The sequence below is a fragment of the [Micrococcus luteus] ATCC 49442 genome (assembly GCF_010367585.1).
Taxonomy (GTDB): Bacteria; Actinomycetota; Actinomycetes; order Actinomycetales; family Micrococcaceae; genus Arthrobacter; species Arthrobacter luteus_A.
Genome location: NZ_JAAAXP010000001.1, coordinates 2,118,137 through 2,138,831, shown reverse-complemented (window position 1 = coordinate 2,138,831; position 20,695 = coordinate 2,118,137). Strand labels below are relative to the sequence as shown.

General features: G+C 64.8%; 18 protein-coding genes. 7 read left to right on the top strand and 11 right to left on the bottom strand.

The window, feature by feature from the left end; translation table 11 throughout:
- Positions 1-93: 93 nt before the first annotated feature.
- Entirely contained in the window at positions 94-1,920 is a 1,827-nt protein-coding gene (locus GUV69_RS09550) for a calcineurin-like phosphoesterase C-terminal domain-containing protein (RefSeq protein WP_164201792.1), read from the top strand.
- A gap of 170 nt (positions 1,921-2,090) precedes the next feature.
- On the opposite strand, the gene GUV69_RS09545 is transcribed toward GUV69_RS09550, so the two are convergent.
- The 3 genes from GUV69_RS09545 to GUV69_RS09535 form a co-directional block, all read right to left on the bottom strand.
- A complete protein-coding gene (locus tag GUV69_RS09545) occupies positions 2,091-3,779 on the bottom strand; it encodes an HNH endonuclease signature motif containing protein (protein WP_164201790.1) in 1,689 nt (562 codons plus the stop codon).
- Between the two features lie 241 nt (positions 3,780-4,020).
- Entirely contained in the window at positions 4,021-5,151 is a 1,131-nt protein-coding gene (locus GUV69_RS09540; RefSeq protein WP_244292677.1) for an NAD(+)--rifampin ADP-ribosyltransferase, read from the bottom strand.
- Positions 5,152-5,332: 181 nt separating this feature from the next.
- A complete protein-coding gene (locus GUV69_RS09535) occupies positions 5,333-5,650 on the bottom strand; it encodes a hypothetical protein (protein WP_164201788.1) in 318 nt (105 codons plus the stop codon).
- A gap of 298 nt (positions 5,651-5,948) precedes the next feature.
- Between GUV69_RS09535 and GUV69_RS09530 the strand changes: the two genes are divergently transcribed.
- Positions 5,949-6,212: a hypothetical protein gene (locus GUV69_RS09530; protein ID WP_164201786.1), complete on the top strand. Its 264-nt coding sequence runs from the start codon at positions 5,949-5,951 to the stop codon at positions 6,210-6,212.
- Between the two features lie 176 nt (positions 6,213-6,388).
- Here GUV69_RS09530 and GUV69_RS09525 read toward each other — a convergent pair whose 3' ends face one another.
- Entirely contained in the window at positions 6,389-7,150 is a 762-nt protein-coding gene (locus tag GUV69_RS09525; RefSeq protein ID WP_164201784.1) for a FadR/GntR family transcriptional regulator, read from the bottom strand.
- A 95-nt stretch (positions 7,151-7,245) separates the two neighbouring features.
- Between GUV69_RS09525 and GUV69_RS09520 the strand changes: the two genes are divergently transcribed.
- The 3 genes from GUV69_RS09520 to GUV69_RS09510 are packed head-to-tail and all read left to right on the top strand — an operon-like array spanning position 7,246 to position 10,314.
- The gene (locus GUV69_RS09520; protein WP_164201782.1) at positions 7,246-8,124 is read left to right on the top strand and encodes a carbon-nitrogen hydrolase family protein; all 879 of its coding nucleotides are present in this window, start codon (positions 7,246-7,248) and stop codon (positions 8,122-8,124) included.
- Between the two features lie 9 nt (positions 8,125-8,133).
- Complete coding sequence (locus GUV69_RS09515) at positions 8,134-9,483, top strand: APC family permease (protein WP_164201781.1); 1,350 nt, start codon at positions 8,134-8,136, stop codon at positions 9,481-9,483.
- Positions 9,484-9,534: 51 nt separating this feature from the next.
- The gene (locus GUV69_RS09510) at positions 9,535-10,314 is read left to right on the top strand and encodes a carbon-nitrogen hydrolase family protein (protein WP_164201779.1); all 780 of its coding nucleotides are present in this window, start codon (positions 9,535-9,537) and stop codon (positions 10,312-10,314) included.
- A 10-nt stretch (positions 10,315-10,324) separates the two neighbouring features.
- Here the strand turns inward: GUV69_RS09510 and GUV69_RS09505 are convergent, their stop codons facing one another.
- From GUV69_RS09505 to GUV69_RS09490, 4 genes are all read right to left on the bottom strand, one after another.
- Entirely contained in the window at positions 10,325-10,594 is a 270-nt protein-coding gene (locus GUV69_RS09505) for a Txe/YoeB family addiction module toxin (protein WP_164201777.1), read from the bottom strand.
- Positions 10,591-10,839, bottom strand: a complete 249-nt coding sequence (locus GUV69_RS09500) for a type II toxin-antitoxin system Phd/YefM family antitoxin (RefSeq protein WP_164201775.1) — start codon at positions 10,837-10,839, stop codon at positions 10,591-10,593. The genes GUV69_RS09505 and GUV69_RS09500 overlap by 4 nt, the downstream gene beginning before the upstream one ends.
- Before the next feature lie 46 nt (positions 10,840-10,885).
- Entirely contained in the window at positions 10,886-12,547 is a 1,662-nt protein-coding gene (locus GUV69_RS09495) for a thiamine pyrophosphate-binding protein (RefSeq protein WP_164201773.1), read from the bottom strand.
- A 120-nt stretch (positions 12,548-12,667) separates the two neighbouring features.
- On the bottom strand, positions 12,668-13,171 hold the full coding sequence (locus GUV69_RS09490; protein WP_090955837.1) for an Lrp/AsnC family transcriptional regulator: 504 nt from the start codon (positions 13,169-13,171) through the stop codon (positions 12,668-12,670).
- 93 nt (positions 13,172-13,264) lie between these two features.
- Between GUV69_RS09490 and hisC the strand changes: the two genes are divergently transcribed.
- Entirely contained in the window at positions 13,265-14,374 is a 1,110-nt protein-coding gene (gene hisC / locus GUV69_RS09485; RefSeq protein ID WP_164201771.1) for a histidinol-phosphate transaminase, read from the top strand.
- 43 nt (positions 14,375-14,417) lie between these two features.
- Positions 14,418-15,830, top strand: coding sequence for an amino acid permease (locus GUV69_RS09480; protein ID WP_164201769.1), 1,413 nt, complete (start codon positions 14,418-14,420; stop codon positions 15,828-15,830).
- 145 nt (positions 15,831-15,975) lie between these two features.
- On the opposite strand, the gene GUV69_RS09475 is transcribed toward GUV69_RS09480, so the two are convergent.
- From GUV69_RS09475 to GUV69_RS09465, 3 genes are all read right to left on the bottom strand, one after another.
- Positions 15,976-16,632 (bottom strand): hypothetical protein, encoded by a 657-nt coding sequence (locus GUV69_RS09475; RefSeq protein WP_164201767.1) that lies wholly within the window; start codon positions 16,630-16,632, stop codon positions 15,976-15,978.
- A 444-nt stretch (positions 16,633-17,076) separates the two neighbouring features.
- Positions 17,077-18,126: a 5-methylcytosine-specific restriction endonuclease system specificity protein McrC gene (mcrC, locus tag GUV69_RS09470; protein ID WP_164201765.1), complete on the bottom strand. Its 1,050-nt coding sequence runs from the start codon at positions 18,124-18,126 to the stop codon at positions 17,077-17,079.
- Positions 18,123-20,366 carry an AAA family ATPase gene (locus GUV69_RS09465; RefSeq protein ID WP_164201763.1) on the bottom strand — a complete coding sequence of 748 codons (2,244 nt, stop codon included), beginning with the start codon at positions 20,364-20,366 and terminating at the stop codon, positions 18,123-18,125. Before GUV69_RS09465 ends, mcrC begins: the two co-directional genes overlap by 4 nt.
- Between the last annotated feature and the right edge of the window lie 329 nt (positions 20,367-20,695).

Sequence of the window (20,695 nt, the reverse complement as noted above, 5' to 3'; positions counted from 1 at the left end):
TGGCTTGCCCGTGGGTGACCGTTCACCCGGCCCTGTGAGGGTGGATGCGCCGGCCAGAACGGACGGCAACATTCACCCGACCGGAGGACCTTCGTGTATTTGATTGCCAGACCGTCCAAGCTCCATCCCGCCCGGCCCCTGGCCCTGACTGCCAGCACCCTGGCTATCATTGCTGCGGCCTCGCTCCTGAACGCTTCTGCCGGCAACGCCGCCGACTCCACGGGCACCGACTGGGCCGCCTCGGCCTACCGCGGCAGCGTCAACGTGGTGGAAGGGCCTGACGAGAACCAGCAGGTGATCGACGGCGTCGCGTTCGTCGACGCGGACCAGGACTCCGTGCAGGACGGCAACGAGCGCGGCCTGGCCGGGGTGACCGTTACCAACGGGCGGGACGTCACGAAGACGGACAGCCAGGGCCGCTACGAGCTGCCGGCGTTCGACAACATGACCGTGTCCGTGACCCAGCCCCACGGCTACCAGGTTCCGGTGGATGCGGACAACGTGGCCCAGTTCTTCTACCACCACCTCCCCGCAGGTTCCCCGGACCTGAAGTTCGGCGGCATCGCGCCCACCGGACCGCTGCCGGACCAGGTGAACTTCCCGCTGGCCAAGAGCGGCCTGACCCAGTCGCCTGAACAGCACTGCGTGATCGGCGGCGACGTCCAGACGTACGACCAGGACGAGGTGGAATACGCCCGCACCGGCGCCTTCACCGACCTGGCGGCTCGCACAGACTACGCAGGCTGCGGCGCCCTGTTCATCGGCGACGTGGTGGGCGATGACCTCTCGCTGTACCCACAGACCCGTGAGCTGTCCGGCATGCTGAACGGGCCGGCCCGCTTCCTGCCCGGCAACCACGACCTTGACTTCGACGCCACCAGCAGCGAGCACACGTTCGACACGTTTAGGGCCAAGCTCGGCCCGGAGTACTACTCCTATGACGCCGGCAAGGCCCACATCGTCGCCCTGAACACCGTGGAATTCCCCACCAAGCAGCCGGCCGCCAAGGGCGACTACACCGGTTCATTGGACGAGCAGCAGCTTGAATGGCTCCGCAATGACATCGCCCAGGTGCCGAAGAACCAGCTGATCGTCCTGGCCGCCCACATCCCGCTGCTGGACTACGCCGACCAGGGCAGCAGCAAGCACCAGGTGGCGCAGGTCAGGGAGGTCTACGAGATCCTCGAAGGCCGTGAGGTGGTGGCGCTGGGCGGGCACACCCACAGCATCGAGAACCTCCGCAAGGGCGACTCCCTGGCCGGCTGGTCCGAGCTGTTCGGCATCGACGCCCTGCCGTTCACCCACATCACCGCCGGCGCCATCTCCGGCGACTGGTACTCCGGACGCCAGACCGGCGACGGCTACCCGCTCGCCTACCAGCGCGACGGCGGCATGCCGGGCGTGCTGACGCTGGACATTAAGAACACCGAGTTCCAGGAACGTTTCACCGTCCGCGGCGAGGACGAGTCACTGCAGATGTCCCTGGGCCTGAACACGCCGCGCTACCGCGACTGGTACGCCCAGAACCTCGCCAACAAGGGCAGCGCCCCCGCATTCGCCGACCCGCTGACGGTCTCCCGCGAGGACCTGGCCAACACCACCTGGCTGACCACCAACTTCTGGATGGGCAGCACCGGATCCACCGTGAAGGTACAGCTCGACGGCGGCGAGACGGTTGAGGCGGTCCGCACGCAGCAGATGCAGGGCGAAGGCCAGCTGGTTGGCTCTGAGTACTCTGATCCGGTGGCCGTTCAGGAGCAGCTGGTCAACGGCGGAAGTCTGGCCGACCGCTCGATGCACCTGTGGCGGCTGCAGCTGCCCACCGACCTGGCAGCCGGCGAGCACACCGCAACCGTCACGGCCACCGATGTGTATGGCCGGACGTTCACCGAGACGCTTGCGTTCCAGGTCGCCGGTTAGCGGTTACACGCAGCACCGCTTTACTACGGCGCGGAAAGCCCTGGCACGAGGTTCGTGCCGGGGCTTTCTGCGTGTGGACGTACGACGGCGGTGCCACGCTGGGCGCGGCAGGAAAACAGGGCAGGGGAGGCTTAGCCCCGGTCGGCCTAGCACCTTAAATATGCGGCCAATCATCCGGACAAACGCTGGAGCAGCAGCCCTTCCAGCGGACTGACTTGGGATGAACCAGTTTCGGGTGGACCGATTTCCGCCTTACTGAATTTCGGCGGGACGATTGCCGAGGGACTGATCTCGGGCGGGAGGACTCCCGGCGGCCATTGTGGTGGTTCGCGGTCGGGTTGTTCGGCCTGGTAGTGGCGGCCTGTGGGTGATGTCCAGCCGGGCGGTTCATCCTTGGTCGCGGCAGTGGGCTCCCAGTCTCTGTTGTGCTTCAAACGGTGATGTTTGGGGCAGAGCTGTGCGATGTTGCTGATTCCGGTGGTTCCGCCGTGTTGCCACGCCAGTAGGTGGTCGGTGTCGTTGTCGAAGGAGTTGTTGTTGCAGCCGGGGAAGACGCACTTGCCGTCCCGCAGCTGCAACGCTTTCTTCATCGCCTTGGTGAGTCGATAACTGGTGCGACCGATTTCCAGGGGCGTTCCGTCGCGGGGGTCGACCAAGACCCTGCGGAAGGATTCGGCGCCGCCGGCGAGGAGCTGACGGGCCATGGAGGCGGGAATGGGCCCGTAACCGTCCAGCTCTGCGGGTTCGTCGGTGAGGCCCAGGAGTGCGAAGAACGGGACGGTGACGAGCACGTCGGCGCGGGGCGCGGGGACCTTGCCTGCATCCGGATCCGTGGTGGTTCCGTTTAACACCGGTTCAGCCTGGTCCGGGCGGTCACTGATTGCGACGGTATCGAAGCAGTAGAACTCTGCCGTGGGTTCATCGGAGCCGACGAGAGTCGCCAGGCCAAGCAGGCCCTCCGGCGCGTCGCCCTCGCCCTGGAGGGAGACGGTGGTGGGGATGGCGGCGGTGGCTGTTCTGTTGGTGAGGAGGCGTCTGGCGAAGTCGTCGGATTTGAGTTGGGTAAGAGTGCGGGTTTCGTCGGGGCCTTGGAGGCTGCGGGCGGTGGCGGTGATGCGGTTCGAGATCGCCAACGCCTGGTCTGCTGGCAGGTATGCGGCGATCCAGGCCATCCCATCCCGGTCCGGAGTGAATTCCACCCGCCGGTCCGCAGCGCTTTTGCGGAAACGCGTCTCAATCGATTCCGGGTGGTGCCGTTCCCGCCAGCCCCGTAGCCTGGCCCGCAACCGGGCCGGCACCAACTTCGGCGCGGGGCAACCCCTCGCCGGGTTAGGAGCGTCTGGGTCGAGGAAGTGCTGCACCAAAGCGGCCGCGGCGGGATGGTCCAAAGCCTCGGTCTCGTCGGCGAAGATCCGTGCCTGCTGCCAGGAGAGGCTGCCTGTGGAGAGGGCATCCATGACCTGCGGCAATGCACACACCTGCCGGGACTGATCCACGAACGCGGACGCGGCCCCGGAGCTGATGGTCAGGATCCCGCCGATTTCCTCAACCGTGGACATCTCGGTGTAGGTCCGCTCATGCAGGGGCGCGTCGGGTGGGGTCATCGCGTGTTGCAGGTCCATGGCTTCGGCCACGGACCTGGCCTTCCGGGCTGCGGCCTGGGCCTCCAGCTTCTTTTCCAGCCCCATCCGTTCCAACCGAATTTCGTACGCACGCGCCAGCACATCCACACCGTCCCCGGCCGCAGCCGAAGCACCGGCGGAGGAGAGGGCAGCGTCCTCGGCATCGAGCGCGGCGAGAGCAGCAACAGTGGCATAAATAGCCTCCATACCTGTCCCCGTCCCCGCACTGGTTCCCATACGAACATCCTCTAACGGGGGTACGACAATTTGGCCGGAAGCCACTGACGGCCCGGCCAAAGCAGCAGACTCGGCAGGAGGCAGCGCCCGCTCAACCCCGCCGCCCGCTGCATCAGTGCCCATAAGAACATCATGAACCGGGGGTCTGACATCAGAGTCGGCAAGGCGCGGACCCAAGGTGCGCGCCGCCGTCGTACTTTCAAAAAGTGCCGTTGCCGTTCTCGGCGGCCCCGCGTCGGCGCTACTCGCCGTCGTCGTCGGTGTCGGGGCAGTTGTCCGTAAGCCACTCGGCTATCCGACGGGTTCGTCGTTCGATGAAGTCCAGCGTGGCCTCACGGTAAGCCACGTACTCCTCGGTTGTGGCTGGTGTCCCGCGATGCTTGAAGTTGTCGAACGGCAGGAAGAACAGAACCTCGCTGTAGTCGGGTGTCACAAGGTCTTGGAAGTGGAAAAAGTCCACGAACTCCTTGAATCCGTCGAAGAGCGCGAAGAAGTCCGCGTAAGCGTTGATGACGTCGGCGAGGGGGCTTTCTGGTTCTCCTGCGTAATGGCGCCGGATGCACTCCAGGGTGAGGTCCATCCGGTCGGCGATCAGCGGCCTGGTCCCGCGTGCCTGGTTGATGGTGGGCCGGTCCTTCGACCTGACGGGCCAAATCATCGCACTGCCGATGGTGTACGGCGGGTTGAGGTAGCGTGCCTGCTGTTTCTCGCTCAGCCCGGCGATGGCGTCGGCCAGATTCCTCGGGCGTATCCACCTGGTGTAGGAGTTCGTGATGGCGTCGCTGCCGAACCAATGTTTGGCCCCGGAAGCGTCGGTGAAGATGAGGTAGCCATCGCGAGGATTTGGCGGCACGGTCGGGGCGAAAAGCACGCCGGAGTTCAGCCTCTTTGTCCACAGGACCTGATGGAGCGACCGGAGCTTCGGGCTGACCCTGTCCGGGTCTCGGCTGGTCCTCGCTGGCTGGTCGGTTTGGAAGTCGAAGGATGGATCGAAGCCCCGCGCCTCGGTGCAGTGAGTCTGCCAGCCCCGGACTTCGTCCAGCACACGGATAGGTTCGTGCGTGCGATAGGACCGGGCATAGGTGCCGGAATGCCTCTCGTCGCTCGCGTGGGGATGGTCCTCGAAGGGGCCGGTGGGTTCCACCCGGTAGATCCTGCCTCTTCCCTCGCCTGCGCTGAATTCAGCATGCCGCCTGGCCGCGTCGAGGGAATCGGTGACGAAGATATGGGTGGTCGCCTTTCGGGCCTCGTAGCCTGAGGCGTCGCCGGGGACCAACAGGTTCCCGGCCTGCAGGTTCGCCCTGGTGCCGTGGTAAAACGGCCCCGAATCGTTGGGACCGTGCGTTGCCTCCGCGAGACCAATTGCATTCATTTCTTCCCCATTGTTAGTGCGGCTATTGCCGTGATGCTATTTCTTCAGGGGATGGAACGATTCGTTCTTGAGGCAATTTTGCGTTGATCTTTCGCGCACTCCATTCGGGCCGGCCGCCCGGAACGGGAAACCAACTGCGAAGTCTCCCAAGGTCCCGCCACGGCAAACCGTTGTCCTGCTGTTAGCCGTTGCCCGCGCCGTCTCCGGTGTCTTCCCACATGACATCCAGGTTGTGGAAGATCACGGGTCCATCGCACAGGGCCGCCATCTTGGCGGCGAACTCCGAGGTTTCCGGGCGGCCGGAGTTCTCCATTGCCGAGTCAAAGGACTCGAATTCGACGATGGTGAAGTAGGTCCCTGGGTGGTCCCGGTCCGCCGTGGCTACAATCCGGCGGAACGTGGCCGGCGTGCTTCCCTCGGTACTTGAGGGACGGCCCAGTTCTTCGATCTCCTGGATGCGGGAGGTCTTGAATTCGATGATCTGCACAAACCCGGTCATGACGGCTCCTCTGCGGCAGTGGACGTTGATGCGGATCAGACTAGTCCTGGCAGAGGACGGCGAACAGGGGAGAATTCCCTATGCATAGGTACCTGGCCCAAACGTGAGCCTTCCCACCTTATTGTGAGTAGCTCAGGATAAGCCTGTAAAGTTAGATACAGGCCACCGTAGCCCTTGAGTACCGCACCGGTGAACACACCCGGGCCAGCGGGGCAAGCGACACCATGCGCATCCGCCCTCCTGCTTGAGCGGCACAAGAACCTGTACGGCCCTCATCCCGAAACCCCACGGAGAACCCATGACTTTCCTGACCAAAAGCCCCGAAACCACCCTTACGGCCGCCGCTACCGCTGTCGCTGACACCGCAGTGCGCGGCGGCAGCTACGTGACTCTCCCCGCCGGCAGCGTCCCCGCCGGCGTCGAGGGCAGCTATGTCACCGTTGCTGGCGCCCGAAACCTGCCCCCGGTCACCCGTGGCAGCTATGTCACAGTAGACGGCACTCCCGTTGTTGCCGCGGGCACCATCGAGGGCAGCTACGTAACGCTTCCAGCGGCGGCCTAACCTCCCACCGCCCTGCGGGGGATAGCACCACCGTGCGGGCATAGAAGGAGGCCGACGGCGACACTGGGTGTCGTCGTCGGCCTCCTTTTTCGTGCCATGAAGGAGAGCGGCGGCGCGCGGTTTGGTGCGCACCCTCAGGATTCCGGGTTTCGCGCGGGCCCTGCCAGTCGGCCGCGTTACGGTCCGGCGGGCAGGCCGTCCTGTGCAAGCCCCATAAACATCGTCCTGTGCAGGATGTCCACATGCTTCCGTGAAACTTCCACTGCTTCCTCAACGTTGCCGGCACGCAAGGCTGCCACGAGCGCGATGTGGTCGTGGTTGGACTTGTGAAGTTTCTCGATGGGATAGGGGATGAAGTAGCCGTACAGTTCGGCGAGGGTCTCGTGATAAACCTCGACGGCGGTGTCCAGGCACGACGCCGTGCCCACCAGCTGATGGAATTGCTCGTCCATCCGGTGGTAGTAGGACCAGTCGGTGGACTCCGCCATCTCCCGGGTCAGCCGGTCCAGCTCGTCCAGCTGTTCGGGAGTGGCGTTGACCGCTGCGTAGTGCGTCACCGCGCATTCGAAGAGGAGCCTCCGGTCCACGAGCCGGTTCACGGCCTGGGACTCGGCGGGTGATGCGGACAGCTCCGCCAAAACATCGGTGGGTGGCGAATCCGCCACAAAGGTCCCGCCGGCCCGGCCGCGCCGGCGGACCACCACCCCCTGCTCCGCAAGGCTCGCCAACGCACGCCGGGCAGTGATCGGGCTGACCGAAAGGCCAAGGGCTACGTCCTCCTGGTCCGGAAGGCGCTCGCCCGGTTTCAGCAGCCCCAAGGAAATCGCCATGCCGATCCGCATTCGGACCGCGTCCATGGCGCTGCGCCGCTCCATCCCGAGCATTCTGCCGGCAGCAAGGCGCGGGGGCTCGGCGGTCTCCTCCAGCTGATCCGTCATATTCGCTACTTTACTGTCCACACCAGCCCTCTTCCCTTTATTGGATCATTCTGATCTAATATAACCCGGATCACACCCAACGCGGAGAAAAACCCATGCAACGCATCCTTCCCCTCATTGCCGCCCAGGCCCGGCCGCGGCTCATCGGTGAGCCCCTGTCGGCATTCGCGGACGAGGTCAAAGCAGCACTCGCCGTCCAGCCCCACAGCACGCTGGTGGTTTTCCCGGAGCTGCACCTTTTCGGCGACGAAAACCCCGACCTGCAGCGCGCGGAAATGCTCCAGGCCGCTGCCGAACCGCTGGACGGACCCCGGGTCAAGGAGCTCAAACAGCTCGCCAAAGACCTCAGCATCTGGCTTGTCCCCGGCAGCGTCTGTGAACGCGGCCCGGAAGGGCAGCTGTTCAACACCCAGCTGGTCCTGTCCCCGGAAGGGGAGCTCACCGGCTACTACCGGAAGATCTTCCCCTGGCGCCCGTTCGAGCCATACGATCCCGGCGACCGCTTCACTACCGTGGACCTGCCCGGCATCGGGAGGGTGGGCCTGAACATCTGCTATGACGCCTGGTACCCCGAGGTGTCCCGCCAGCTGGCTTGGATGGGCGCCGACGTGATCCTCAACGTCGTCAAAACCACCACGCCGGACCGCAGACAGGAACTGATCCTCGCCAAGGCCAACGCCATCGTGAACCAGGTCTTTATGGTCAGTGTCAACTGCGCAGGCCCCACCGGGAGGGGCCAAAGCATCATCGTGGACCCGGAGGGCAACACTCTCGCCGAGGCCCCGGACGATGCCCCGGTGCTGCTCACCGCGGAACTGGACCTTGCCGCCGTCGACCGCGTACGCACGCACGGTACGGAGAACCTCAACCGCCCCTGGTCGCAGTTCCGCGAGGGGGAGCCCGCCGTCGAACTTTCCGTCTACCAAGGCCGGATCAATCCGGCCACCTGGACACCGCCGTCCTACAAGCCGTAAGGAAACACCGTGACAACAACACTCACGCGCACGCTTAAACTGCCCTCCCTGGTCCTGTTCGGACTGGCGTACCTGACCCCGCTGATCGTCCTGGGGATCTTCGGCATCATCGCCGAATCCACCGGCGGCGCAGCGCCGGCTGCGTACCTCGTGGCGCTCGCGGCCATGCTGTTCACGGCCCACAGCTACGGCCGGATGGCTGTCGCCTACCCGGTGGCAGGATCCGCGTACACCTACGTCCGCCGGTCAATCGATCCCAGGGTGGGGTTCCTGGTGGGCTGGGCCATCCTGCTGGACTACCTGTTCCTGCCCATGGTCATCTGGCTCATCGGCGGGTCCTACCTGACCGCGCAGTTCCCCGGCATCCCCATCGGGCTCTGGATCGTGGGCTTCATCCTCATCACCACGCTCCTGAACATCCTGGGCATCAAGGTGGCGGACAAGGCCAACTACGTACTGATGGCGTTCCAGCTGCTGGTCATCGTGTTCTTCGTGGCGCTGTCCATCGGCAACGTGGTGTCCACCTCCGGCGCCGGCGGCCTGGCCAGCACGCAGCCGTTCTTCAACGACACCGCCAGCTTCGCCACCATCTCCGCCGGTGCCGCGATCGCCGCGTACTCGTTCCTGGGGTTCGACGCCGTCACCACCCTCACCGAGGAGACCATCGAACCGCGCAAGAACATGCCCCGAGCCATCATGCTCATCGCCCTGATCGGCGGCGGCATCTTCGTGGCGGTGTCCTACGTGACCCAGCTGGTCCACCCCGGCGGCGTGTTCGAGGACTCGGCGTCCGCGGCCAGCTCCATCGCCCTGCAGATCGGCGGACAGCTGTTCGGCGCGGTGTTCCTCGCCGGCCTGGTGGTGGCGCAGTTCGCGTCGGGCCTCGCCGCGCAGGCCAGCGCCTCCCGCCTGCTGTACGCGATGGGCCGCGACTCGGTGCTGCCCAAGGCTGTCTTCGGCCGGCTCAACGAGAAATTCCACACACCGGTGGTGAACCTGGTCATCACGGGCATCGTGGGCCTGATCGCCATCTTCCTGGACGTGGCCACGTCGACGTCGTTCATCAACTTTGGTGCCTTCACCGCCTTTACGCTGGTGAACGCCTCGGTGGTGTTCCACTATGTGCGCCAGCGCCGGGCCGGGCACCAGCTGAACCCGGTGTCCTACGTGGTGGTCCCCGTGATCGGCGCCATCATCTGCGCCTACCTGCTCTCCCAGCTGGACAGCAACGCCATTACGCTGGGTGTGTCCTGGCTGGTGCTGGGCGTGGTGGTCCTGGCCCTGATCACCCGCGGCTTCAAGGCCGCGCCGCCGGAGATGACGGCCACGGAGAAGGGGACGGTTGAGGCGGCCGCCTGAGCCTGGGCTCCGCTGTCCCCAAGCCACTGTGATGCAAGGGAAGGAGCAGCCGTGAAGATAGCGCTCGGGCAGCTGGAGTCGGGCACCGACATCCAGGCCAACCTGGCCGTGATGGACCGCTTCGCCGCTGAGGCAGCTCGCGGCGGCGCGGGGCTGGTCGCCTTCCCGGAGTACGCCACCTACGAGAAGAAGAAGGTGGACGCGACGTTCCCCGAGGTGGCCGAGCCGCTGGACGGCCCCGTCTGCCGGGAGCTTGCCAGCATCGCCCGCCGCCACCGCATCGCGCTGGTGGCGGGCGTGGTGGAAACCTCGGACGACCCGGACAGGGCGTACAACACTTTGGCGGCATACGGGCCCGACGGCGGCCGGCTGGCTTTCTACCGAAAGATCCACCTTTTCGACGCGCAGGGCTTCGGGGAATCGACGTTCATCAAGCCCGGCGCGTCCACCAGCCCGGTGGTCTTTGAGCACGGGGGAGTGCGGTTCGGGCTGATGACCTGCTACGACCTCCGCTTCCCCGAGCTGGCCAGGTCACTGGCCGACGCCGGCGCGCAGGTCCTGCTGGTCTGCTCATCCTGGGTGCCGGGTATCCACAAGACGGAGCAGTGGCTGGCGCTGAACGCGGCGCGGGCCATCGAGAACAGCGTGTATGTGGCGGGGGTGTGCCAGGCGCCACCGGTATCGGTGGGCCGAAGCGTCCTGGTTGATCCGATGGGGTTAGTCGAAGCGGACCTTGGGCTGGAGCCTAGCGTTCGTGTGGTGGACGTTTCGCTGGAGACGGTGGCCCGGGTGCGGGAGTCTTTCCCAATGTTCCGGCAGCGGCGGTTGTAGGGCTTGGCCGTTAGTAGTGGTAGCGGGCCTGCAGGATGGTCACGTACTGGTCATCCGCCATGTAGACGAGTCTGTGTTCCTGGTCGATGCGCCTGGACCATGCTCCGGCCAGCGCGTGTTTCAGGGCCTCCGGCTTTCCGATGCCCTCGAAGGGATCATCGCGCAGCGTGTCTTCGATGATGGTGTTGATCCGCTTGAGTGTCTTGCGGTCCTGGGTCTGCCAGTAGAGGTAGTCCTCCCACCCTTCGGCGGTCCACGCCAGCCTGCGGCCGGCGGTCACGGATCGGTAAGCTCGTGCTCGGTGACTTGACCATCCCGGAGGGCAGCAAGGGATGACAGCAATCGCTGGGCGTTCTTAGGCGACCGCAGCAGATGGGTGGTCTCTACCAGGGCGTCGTACTCATCCTTGGACATGAGGACTGCGGATCCGCGCTTGGACGTGATCTCGACTTCGGTGTGATCGAGGTTGACGCGTTCGATGAGGCCGAAGAGATCCCGCCGTGCCTCGCTTGTGGTGATGGCCATGTCTTCCTCCTTGTTGTACTAGATATGGTACCAGTCGGACCTGTGGTCAGGCTGGTTGTTTGACCTGCTTGGCCGCCATCCACTCGCTCAGCCACGGGGCCCGGACGCTCGACGTGATCCGGCAGTCGGCCACGAAGGTCCCCTTCGCACCGGCGTCGATCCAGTCCGAAAGCGCGGAAAGGTCCGACAGTGAGCGGATGATCGCCGATTCGGCACCAAGCGCGCGGGCGATGCCGCTGAAGTCCACCTCGGGGATCAGCATGGGCTTCTCGGTCAGGCCCTGGGAGCCGTACTGGTGGATTTCGGCTCCGTAGGCGGCGTCGTTGTAGATCACCACGATGGCGCGACGGGCCGCACCGATCAGCGATTCGAGGTCGGACAGGCCCATCAGGAAACCGCCGTCGCCGGAGACCAGCACCAGAGTGCGGCCGTCCTCCACCGCGCGGGCTGCCCCGACGGCGCTGGCAAGGCCCAGCCCGATGGCCTGGTAGGCGGTCCCCACCATAACCAGGTCCTGCGGCCTCGGGATGTCCCAGTACATGGGCGCCCAGCCGACGAAGTGCCCGCCGTCCTGCACCACCGTGCGGCGCTCCGGCAGCACCGCATCCAGTGCAGTGGCCAGGGCGCGGGGATCCAGCCGACCGTCCAGAGTTTCGTCAGAGCCAGGGGCGTGCCCCGGCCCCGAAGCCAGGCGCCTGCGGGCTTCCGCGCGCCACGCTTCCGGGCGGGCGCCCGCCGAAGCGGCGCCGTCCAGCATTACCAGGAGACGCGAAGCGGCAGACTTCACGTCCGCGCTGACGAACGTATCCACCCGGGGGTGCGTCGGCTGCAGGGCGGCATCGATCTGGATGACGGTGCTGTCCGGGCCGAGCAGGTGCCCGAACCGCATGGTGAAGGGGCTCAGGCTCGCCCCGGCCACCAGGACCACGTCGGCCTCGCCCATGAGCCCGGCTGCGGTGTCCGTGCCGAAACCGCCCGCGACGCCCAGGTACCCCTCGCCATTGAGGAGGTTGAGCGCCAGGGCGGTTCCGGCAGTCAGTGCGCCGAGGCGGTCGGCGAGCTCGCGGAGCTCCGGGCCAGCTCCGGCGAGATGCGCACCGCGGCCGGCGAGGATCAGCGGCCGCTTCGCCCCGGCGAGCAGGCGGGCTACCTGCCCAAGGCCGCCGTCGGCGTCGTCAGTCACCGCCGGTGCCAGCGGCTCGGGAAGCTTTTCGTCCGCAGCCTCAAGTGCCGCGAGGTCGTAGGGGATGGCAATCACGACGGCGGTGCGCCAGGTGAGTGCATACTCCACCGCCTGCTGCGTGATGGAGCCCGCGGCGTCGCGGGTGACGGTGAAGGTGGCCGCGCCGAGGCCTGCGGCGATGGCCGCCTGGTCCACGTCCTGGGGCCGGGCGCCGTTGCTCGGCGCGTCCCCAGTGACCAGCACTACGGGGATTTGCGCCTGGACCGCCTCGGCGAGGGCGGTGAGTGCATTGGTGTAGCCGGGGCCGTAGGTGGTGGTGCCCGCGGCGAGGCGTCCCGACGTCCGGTAGTAGGCGTCGGCCGCGGCGATGGCGGCGCCTTCATGGCGGACGGCGGAGAAGCGGAGGCCGAGCCTTTCCGCGGCGTCCAGGAAGTAGACGTTGCCGTTGCCCATCACGCCGAAGACATCGCTGAGGTAGCTGCTGAGAACCTGCGCCACGCGGCCGGAGACGGTAAGAGTAGTCATGCAGGAATCTTGTGGGCTGCCTTACGGATGGGCAAGAGAGGAGAGTTTGATTGGGATATTTGGCAGCAAACATCTGTACGAAGTGAAAATATGCGCACTTGTGGCGTGCATCACCCGTCCTTAGGTAGAAGGGCGGGATTCCTGCTCCGACAGCCGGCTCAGGAGGCCGTCGTAGCGGGGCGGCATGAGTTCCAGTACGGAGATGGCCGTGCTGGTCCGCTGGATGCCCTCGATTTCCAGGATCTCGTTGGTGATGCGGTAGAGGTCGGCCGTGCTGCGTGCCACCACTTTGGCCATAAGGTCCGCGTCCCCGGTGGTGGCGTGCACCTCGATGACCTCCGGGATCGCGGCGAGTCCGTCTTCCACCGCGCCGGTCCGGGTCTGGCTGATGGACAGCGAGAGGAAGGCCATCAGGTCGTAGCCGAGCGCGGCGGGATCCAGCCTCCGGCTGAAGGAGCGGAGGGCGCCGCTTCGCTCGAGCCGGGCCAGCCGGGCGTGGACCGTGTTGCGTGCGACGCCGAGTGTCCGGGAGAGTGCCAGGGCGCTGGCTTCGGGATCCTTGTCGAGGGCGAGGATGATCCTGCCGTCGAGGGAGTCAAGGGTGCGGGGGTTCGGGATGGTCATATTTTCACCACAGACGGTAGAGGTTGAGCAGAAGTCCCAATGGCTAGAGGGTATCTTGCATTGTGGGCCGGGTCACAATCATGATCGTTGCTCATGACCCGTGATCAGATCCTGACCGCACCGGACACCGCGCTTCCCACCCTTCGTGGCGCCGTGGCCGGACTTCCGCCCTACGTCCCGGGCCGCCGCAGCGCCGGCCTGGACGTCGCAGCCCTGGCCAGCAACGAAAGCCACTACGAGCCACTGCCCGCCGCCGCGGCTGCGGTGGTCGCGGCGGCAGGCGCCATGAACCGCTACCCGGACAGCGCCGCCGTCGATCTCCGTGACCGGATTGCCCGCCACCTCGGCGTCACGGCCGAAGAGGTGGCGGTGGGACCCGGCAGTGTGGGCGTCCTCCAGCAGATCATCACCGGACTGTGCGACGCCGGGGATGACGTGATTTTCGCGTGGCGCTCCTTCGAGGCCTACCCCATCCTGGTTGAGCTGGCAGGCGCCCGGCCGGTCCGCATCCCGCTGGACGGCGCCGAGGGCCACGACCTCGACGCCATGGCCGAGGCCGTCACTGACCGCACGAAGGTCATCCTGCTCTGCACCCCCAACAATCCCACCGGCGTGCCGATCAGCCACGAACGTATCGACGCCTTCCTGCAGTCTGTCCGCTCCGACATCCTCGTGGTGATCGACGAGGCTTACGTGGAATACGCCGAAGCGGGCAGCGGCCCCGATTCCCTGGCGCTCTACCGCCGGTACCCGAACGTCTGCATCCTGCGCACCTTCTCGAAGGCGTACGGGCTCGCCGGCCTGCGCGTGGGATACGCCGTGGCGGCGCCGGCCATTGCCGAGGGACTGCGCCGGACCGCGCTTCCCTTCTCGGTGAGCGCGCTGGCCCAGAAGGCGGCCATCGCGTCGCTGGACGCCGGGGAGGAGATGGAAGCGCGGGTCGCCGCCGTCAAACGTGAGCGCGCCCGGATGGCTGCGCAGCTGGAAGCCCAAGGCTGGAAACTGCAGGTGAGCCAGGGCAATTTCCTGTGGATCCGAGCGGATGAGCGCCTCCAGGCGAGGCTGGTGGACGCATTTGACCGCGCGGGCATCCTGGTCCGTGCGTACCAGGGTGACGGCGTGCGGATCACCGTTGCCGCGCCCGACTCCAACGACCGCGTGCTCCGGCTTTTGGAAGCCCACACGGCCTCAGTAAACGACTGACCTGAAACTTCAATCAGTTCCACCTACAACCAGAGGACTCCCCATGGAACAACAGACAAAGACGTCTGGCCGCGCACTGGGCGCGGCACTTAAACCCCGCCAGCTCACCATGATGGGGCTCGGAAGCGCCATCGGCGCGGGCCTGTTCATCGGCTCCGGCGCCGGCATCCAGGCTGCCGGCCCGGCGGTGCTGATCTCCTACCTCGTGGCCGGCACCCTCATCATCCTGGTGATGTGGGCGCTCGGCGAGATGGCCGCCGCCAACCCGGACAGCGGTGCCTTCTCCGTCTACACCGCCAAGGCCTACGGCCCGGTGGCCGGTGCCACGGTGGGCTGGCTCTGGTGGCTGCAGTTGGTGGTGGTCATCGCGGCCGAGGCGCTCGGGGCGGCGGGACTGCTGGCCACCATTTTCCCGGCCCTGCCGGTATGGCTGATGGCCTTCGTGTTCATCGTGGTGCTCACCGCCGTGAACCTCACCAGTGTGAAGAACTTCGGCGAGTTTGAGTTCTGGTTCGCCCTGCTCAAGGTGGCAGCAATCGTCGGCTTCCTCCTGGTGGGCGCGGCCCTGCTCTTCGGCTGGCTGCCGGGCGTGCAGTCGCCGGGCCTGTCCAACTTCACCGGCAGCGGATTCGCGCCCGACGGTTTCGCCGGGATCGCCACGGCACTCTTTGTGGTGGCCTTCGCGTTCGGCGGCACCGAGATCGTGTCCGTGGCGGCAGCTGAAACCGCGGAGCCGGCCCGCAGCGTGAAGAAAGCAGTCCGCACGGTGCTGTGGCGCATCCTCATCTTCTACATCGGTGCGATCTTCATTATCGCGGCTGTTGTTCCTGTTGGTTCGGCGGGGCTGAAGAGCCCGTTCGCCGCGGTGCTGGAGGCCGCCGGTATGCCCGGCGCTGCTACCGCCATCACCCTGGTGGCCGTCGCAGCACTGCTCTCCGCCCTCAACGCCAACCTCTACGGTGCCTCCCGGATGGCGTTCTCCCTCGCCGAGCGGGGGGAAGCGCCGCGTCTGCTTGCTTCCGTGTCCAAGGCCCGGGTTCCGGTTGTCGCAGTCCTGGCCAGCGTCGCCTTCGGCGTTGTCACCGTTGTGCTGGAACAGGCTTTCCCCGAGATGGTCCTCCCCGTCCTGCTCAACATCGTGGGCTCGACGTGCCTGCTGGTGTGGACGTCCGCGCTCCTGGCCCAGCTGGCGCTGCGCCTCCGTGCCGACCGCGAAGGAACGGCGCTTCCCCTGCGGATGCCCGGCTTCCCGTGGCTCACGGGCTTTGGATTGCTCATCCTCGCGGCGATCTTCACGGTGGGCTTCATCGGCGAGGACTCCCGCCCCCAGCTCCTGAGCACGTTCGCACTCGTGGCGCTCCTGGCGGTGGCGAACTGGCTGCACCACCGTTCTGGGAAGGTTGCGCCGGTTGTTGATACAGCGGACGCTGATAAGGAGCCTGTGCTCATCGACTGAACCAGGCGCTTTCGAACCCATTTCGCGGGTTCAGTGCACGAAGGGCGCGTCCGGCTACTGCCCGGCGCGCCCTTCGCAATTCATGGCGGGGTAGGCAAGTACACCCGCGCTCTTTCGCTAGTCCTGCAATGTAGGCGCGGATCGCCTATTGAACAGGCGCACCGAAATACGCGATTTCATTATTCACTTCGTTACGAGTGGCGAAGTGGCCGCCCGGTACGGCTGTGCTGGGAACCTGTATCGCAAAACGTCCGGTGGACTTGACTCCGACCTGGGCCATGATTTCTGGCTGGCCAATCCAGTCTTCTTTCAGGACGACCGCCGAGTTGTCGTCATTCCAGATATCGTAAATCTTGCCGTCGCTTCCAATGAAGATCGGCATGACAGACGTGGGTGACAACGGTTTGCCAGCATCCGAACTACGGAGATTCTCGTTAAGTGCCGAAGTCATGCGGCCGACGACGTACTGCCAGCCTTCCTTGACCTCGTTATATGGGTTGTCGGCGAGGACCTGCTCGGTGCCTGTGGTGGTCGTTTCAGCGATCGTTACATTCCAGCGACTGTTGGTTGCGGAGCGGACAAGTACCCCGAAATCATAAGGGCGGGATGCTGTGCCGTCCGGTCCAGAAGGTGCTGACGGGGTTGGTGTCGCCGAAGATGTGCCCGCTGGGGATGTGGATGCCGTCTGCGGGGAAGTAGACTGCGTTGTGGACTGCTCTGATGCAACAGGAGCTGGGCTGGCACACCCGGCCAGCAAGACTGCGCCGAGCGACGCAGCCGAAATCATTGCGGAGTATTTCATTATTCCCTTAGGAGATGCGTGATGAGACAGCTCATTCTATTGGCGGCCTACAACAGCAAACATATTCGGCAAGAAAACTAATCTTGCGGAATCGTGCGAGTCCGCATGAAGGCCAAGTGCGCCGTGATTTCGGCTCATAATCACTCCCTGAAATCGCTGACCTACCATTGGTTACCAAGCGCATCGTTGTGACCCTCGAGGGAACTTGTCAGTCATGCCGGTGGTTGGAGCGGCGGTAGACCGTGGACTTGTGCCAGGAATAGTCAGGCGTGGCGACTTAAGCTGTGCCCGCCAGCCTCATGAACATCGTCCGAGGCAGGATGGCACGTGATGTCGGGAGACCTCCACCAACGTGACCTGCACGGAGGGCTGCCTTGAGCGCGATGTGGGCTCGCCAGCCGCCTGTCCTTGCGCAGTGATTACTTTGCGCTAGAAAAAGGCGCCTCAGTCCTCAAGCCATCCGGCGATGCCCTCCAGCTGGGCGCTGACGTATGTCCAGGGTCGGTTGAGGTCGAGGGTTCGCGCCCCGATCCGATTGCCTTGGATTACGACGTCCAGGTCTGGCTGCTCTAGGGCATCAGTTCGCGCGTAGAGAAGCAGTCCGCTAACGGATCCGTCGCGCCGGGTGTCCTCGTTCTTCACATATGAAAACACTTGGTACAGATTCGCCGAATGGACCGTCGCTTTGCCCCATCCTCCGGTTTGCAACGTATGGCTGTAGTATTTCGCGTCGATGATTAATGTACGGTCGCGGTTGCGGAGCGTGACGTCGGTACGCATCAAGGGCAGTTGCGTGCTGTGGCTGCTCGGCTCATCGAGGTCCCAGTTAACGGTCGGCGCGCCCGAAGAGAGCTCAGGATGGTGGAAGGTGTAGTACTCGCGCAGGAACCGCTCGTAAAGCCTGTTCATGGCGTCATCCGAAACCCACGATGTGAGCTTCGAGCTTCCGGAGTTCTCAGTGGGGAGGAGTCCGAACACGATCAGCTCGCAGACGCCGAGTAGCAGCCGGTAAGTGGCGTTGGCGCGGTGGTATGTCAGCGTGTCCCAGCGGATCGAGGTCGGTGCCACCAGCGTCACCGCGTCCAAATAGGGCAGGAGCCGCCGCAGCGCGCCTTTTCGCGCCACGGCGACGTCGCTGTGGCGGATTAGGAGCACAATGACCGACTTCAACGCCCGGTTATGGGGCGTGTCTGGTTCGTACTCATCGAACTCACACACCAGCCGCCCACGGGTGTTCGAGCGGGTGGCAATAGTGCGAGTCACGTCGATGCGGCCGCGGACGGTGGCGATCTCGTCGCTGTGGTCAAGGTAATCACGGTGAAGGCCGCGCTTGACCTGCGCGCCGACGCCACGCACAAGGATCTCGGCAAGTAGGTCATGAATGTGGTCGAATCGCTCGGCGGCAATCCTATCGTTGCCATCGCTGCGGATGGCCCGGAACGCATAAGCCAACATCACGTACACGTTGCGAATGATTATCGAACGGTCGGTCATGCGACGGCACTCCGGAGCTTGCCTGCCCACTCCTTAGCTTTGGTGGGCTCGTCGAACCAGTACTCGTCAAGCAGCGGAACGAGTTCGTCCTCGACGACGGAGTAGAGCCAGGCGTCGTCGGGGTCGCTGACCGCAGGACGGGTGAGGTAGCTGTGCCCGATTGCAAATCCTTGACCGAGCGCTGGGTCGTCGGTGATGGCCCTGTTGAGGTCGACGACGGCGGTGATGAGGCGGTCGAAGGTGGGGCTGCCGGCCTCTTGCTGCCACCGAGTGAATCCGTCCGAGCCGAATCCGGGGGACATCTCGAAAAATCCGAAACGACGGCGCAGTGCGTAGTCGAGGACGGCGAGGCTTCGATCTGCGGTATTCATCATCCCGATGAGGTGGACGTTCGCCGGGACAGAGAAGGTCTCGTTTTTGTAGACCAGCCGCAGTTCTTGTCCGCGCTTGTCGGCTTCGATGAGCATGAGCAGCTCGCCGAAGATCTTGGAGATGTTACCTCGGTTAATCTCGTCGACGATGAAGAAGTAGGGCCGGTCATCGTCGTCGGCGCGGGCTTCCTCGCAAAACCGGTAAAACGCTCCGTCGGCCAGCGTAAATCCGCCTGTCTCGGTGGGTCGGTAGCCCATCATGAAATCCTCGTAGGAATAGCTCTGATGAAATTGAACGGTCTGGATCCGGCTCGGGTCCTTCACGCCCAGGATCGAGTACGCGAGGCGTTTGGCCGCGAAGGTCTTTCCGACGCCGGGCGGACCAGCGAGGATGACGTTCTTCTTTCTCAGCAGCAAGGAGCGCAGCCGGTCGTAGCCGGTCTCGGATAAGTAGACTTCACTGAGAAACGCGGCCCTGTCGTAGGACGGGAGCGCCGCCGCCGCGACCGGCGGCTCGGGCTCGATATCGCCTGTGACGAGAGCCTCAAGTTTCTCGACGTAGTCGCGATACGGTGTGATGTCGGTGAGTGTTTTTGTTGCCGCGTCCCCGGGGTGCTCCCAGGAACCCGTGTGGGTCCACTTCACCGAGCGGACGTGGCGGAACGAGGCACGGTCTGGTTCGAACCGGTTGCCGGAGGTGACCTCGCCGCGACCGACGATCTCACGGCGACCGCGCTTGGCGAAGACGATGTCGCCCACGGCGATCTCGTTCTGGAACTGCCACAACGCCAGGACGGCGTTCCTCATTGACCCGCCGCTCTTCTCCACGTCGAGGGCATGACGGATCGCCTCCCGGCTCGGGTACGAAGCTAGGTCGTTTAGGTCGTCCCAGCCGATCGCCATGATGTCGCTGGTCGAGAACTCCTCCCACTCGGAGGCTTGTGCCCCGGGGGAGTAGAGCCAGTAGTGACGGGTACGAGGTTCGGCTAACGTGGCGACATCGGTGGCGACGGGGTCGGGATCGCCCGCGGAGGGGTTCCAAAGCTCCTCCACGCCCGATGTCCAGAAATGGAAGGGAATCTCAATTGAATGGGCCAGAGCGGTGCGGATCGCCAGCAGGTCACGGTCTATCGATACCGGGTCGCTGCCCGTTGCTCCGCCGATTCGGTCGGCAAGTCCGTCGCGGATCCTTTGCTTCATTCCCGCCGATGAGATTGGCTCGAAGATGTCGGGACGGGCGAGGAACTGCATCGCGTTCCGGATGTCGGAACGGTCGTTACCCGAGGAGAGCATGGCTTGCTGGAGCTTCCACGGATCGGTCCTCGCAGCCTCACGCTCGCCCTCGGGCAGACCATGCCAGTAGCGTACGAAGGAAGCGGTCCAGATGACGTGCCGCCACATCGCGCTGTTGTACCACGGACCCGGTTCGAAGCCAGCGGTCCCGGTTGGGCGGTCCAGCCATTTCGACACGTGCGCCGGAACCGTCAAAGGTGAGTCAAGGTGGGATAGAACCCTATCGAGATGAGCTCGACGAGTCTCGGGTAGAGCAGAGCGCAGCGGATGCTCGCGCAGGAAAACGATCTCGGCGGCTAGAAGCACAACTTCGTGTGACGCACCCTGAAGTTGTTGGTCGAGTTTGTCCCACTGTCGCTGGTCCGACCCGACAATCAGGTTGTCCGCGATCCTGGCCCGAAGCTCCTCGGCTGCCTCGGCCGTCCAGATCGTGGCCATAGGGTCAATCACGGACCGACCGTCTCCGAGCATGTGCGTGATCACCTCACCGGCCTCGCGCGCTATCGCCAAGTCAGGGGCCGTTCGGGATGAGTCAACAGTCGCATCCTGATCGTTCTCGAACCGTTCGTTAGTCATGTTTGCAGTCTCCTTCGTGGCCGCGTCCTGCGCGGGTGATCTCTCTCGGGCTGAGCGTACACGGCCACGTAATGGTCTACGCCAACTCCGCATGCAGCAAGCGAGCCCGATCCAGCAGGTTGATCAAATTACTGGAATAGGCGGACTGGGGAATCGCGTTTTAGTTCGTGCACGACGGCGACGACAGCTCCGGCCGGCTCAGCGAGAAGTTCCGCACCCCGGTGGCGAACCTGTGATCACAGGCATCGTGGGTCTAATCGCAATCTTCCCGTACACCGCCATGTCGCCGTCGTACATCAACTTTGGTGCCTTCACAGCCTTTATCCATC

What these genes read in the sequence shown, in the direction of transcription:
- GUV69_RS09525 (WP_164201784.1), bottom strand. Translation starts at nt 7,150, where the DNA reads ATGACGGATCAGCTGGAGGAGACCGCCGAGCCCCCGCGCCTTGCTGCC.
- GUV69_RS09495 (WP_164201773.1), bottom strand. Translation starts at nt 12,547, where the DNA reads ATGACTACTCTTACCGTCTCCGGCCGCGTGGCGCAGGTTCTCAGCAGC.
- GUV69_RS09540 (WP_244292677.1), bottom strand. Translation starts at nt 5,151, where the DNA reads ATGAATGCAATTGGTCTCGCGGAGGCAACGCACGGTCCCAACGATTCG.
- GUV69_RS09480 (WP_164201769.1), top strand. Translation starts at nt 14,418, where the DNA reads ATGGAACAACAGACAAAGACGTCTGGCCGCGCACTGGGCGCGGCACTT.
- hisC (WP_164201771.1), top strand. Translation starts at nt 13,265, where the DNA reads ATGACCCGTGATCAGATCCTGACCGCACCGGACACCGCGCTTCCCACC.
- mcrC (WP_164201765.1), bottom strand. Translation starts at nt 18,126, where the DNA reads ATGACCGACCGTTCGATAATCATTCGCAACGTGTACGTGATGTTGGCT.
- GUV69_RS09475 (WP_164201767.1), bottom strand. Translation starts at nt 16,632, where the DNA reads ATGAAATACTCCGCAATGATTTCGGCTGCGTCGCTCGGCGCAGTCTTG.
- GUV69_RS09545 (WP_164201790.1), bottom strand. Translation starts at nt 3,779, where the DNA reads ATGGGAACCAGTGCGGGGACGGGGACAGGTATGGAGGCTATTTATGCC.
- GUV69_RS09535 (WP_164201788.1), bottom strand. Translation starts at nt 5,650, where the DNA reads ATGACCGGGTTTGTGCAGATCATCGAATTCAAGACCTCCCGCATCCAG.
- GUV69_RS09530 (WP_164201786.1), top strand. Translation starts at nt 5,949, where the DNA reads ATGACTTTCCTGACCAAAAGCCCCGAAACCACCCTTACGGCCGCCGCT.
- GUV69_RS09500 (WP_164201775.1), bottom strand. Translation starts at nt 10,839, where the DNA reads ATGGCCATCACCACAAGCGAGGCACGGCGGGATCTCTTCGGCCTCATC.
- GUV69_RS09465 (WP_164201763.1), bottom strand. Translation starts at nt 20,366, where the DNA reads ATGACTAACGAACGGTTCGAGAACGATCAGGATGCGACTGTTGACTCA.
- GUV69_RS09520 (WP_164201782.1), top strand. Translation starts at nt 7,246, where the DNA reads ATGCAACGCATCCTTCCCCTCATTGCCGCCCAGGCCCGGCCGCGGCTC.
- GUV69_RS09490 (WP_090955837.1), bottom strand. Translation starts at nt 13,171, where the DNA reads ATGACCATCCCGAACCCCCGCACCCTTGACTCCCTCGACGGCAGGATC.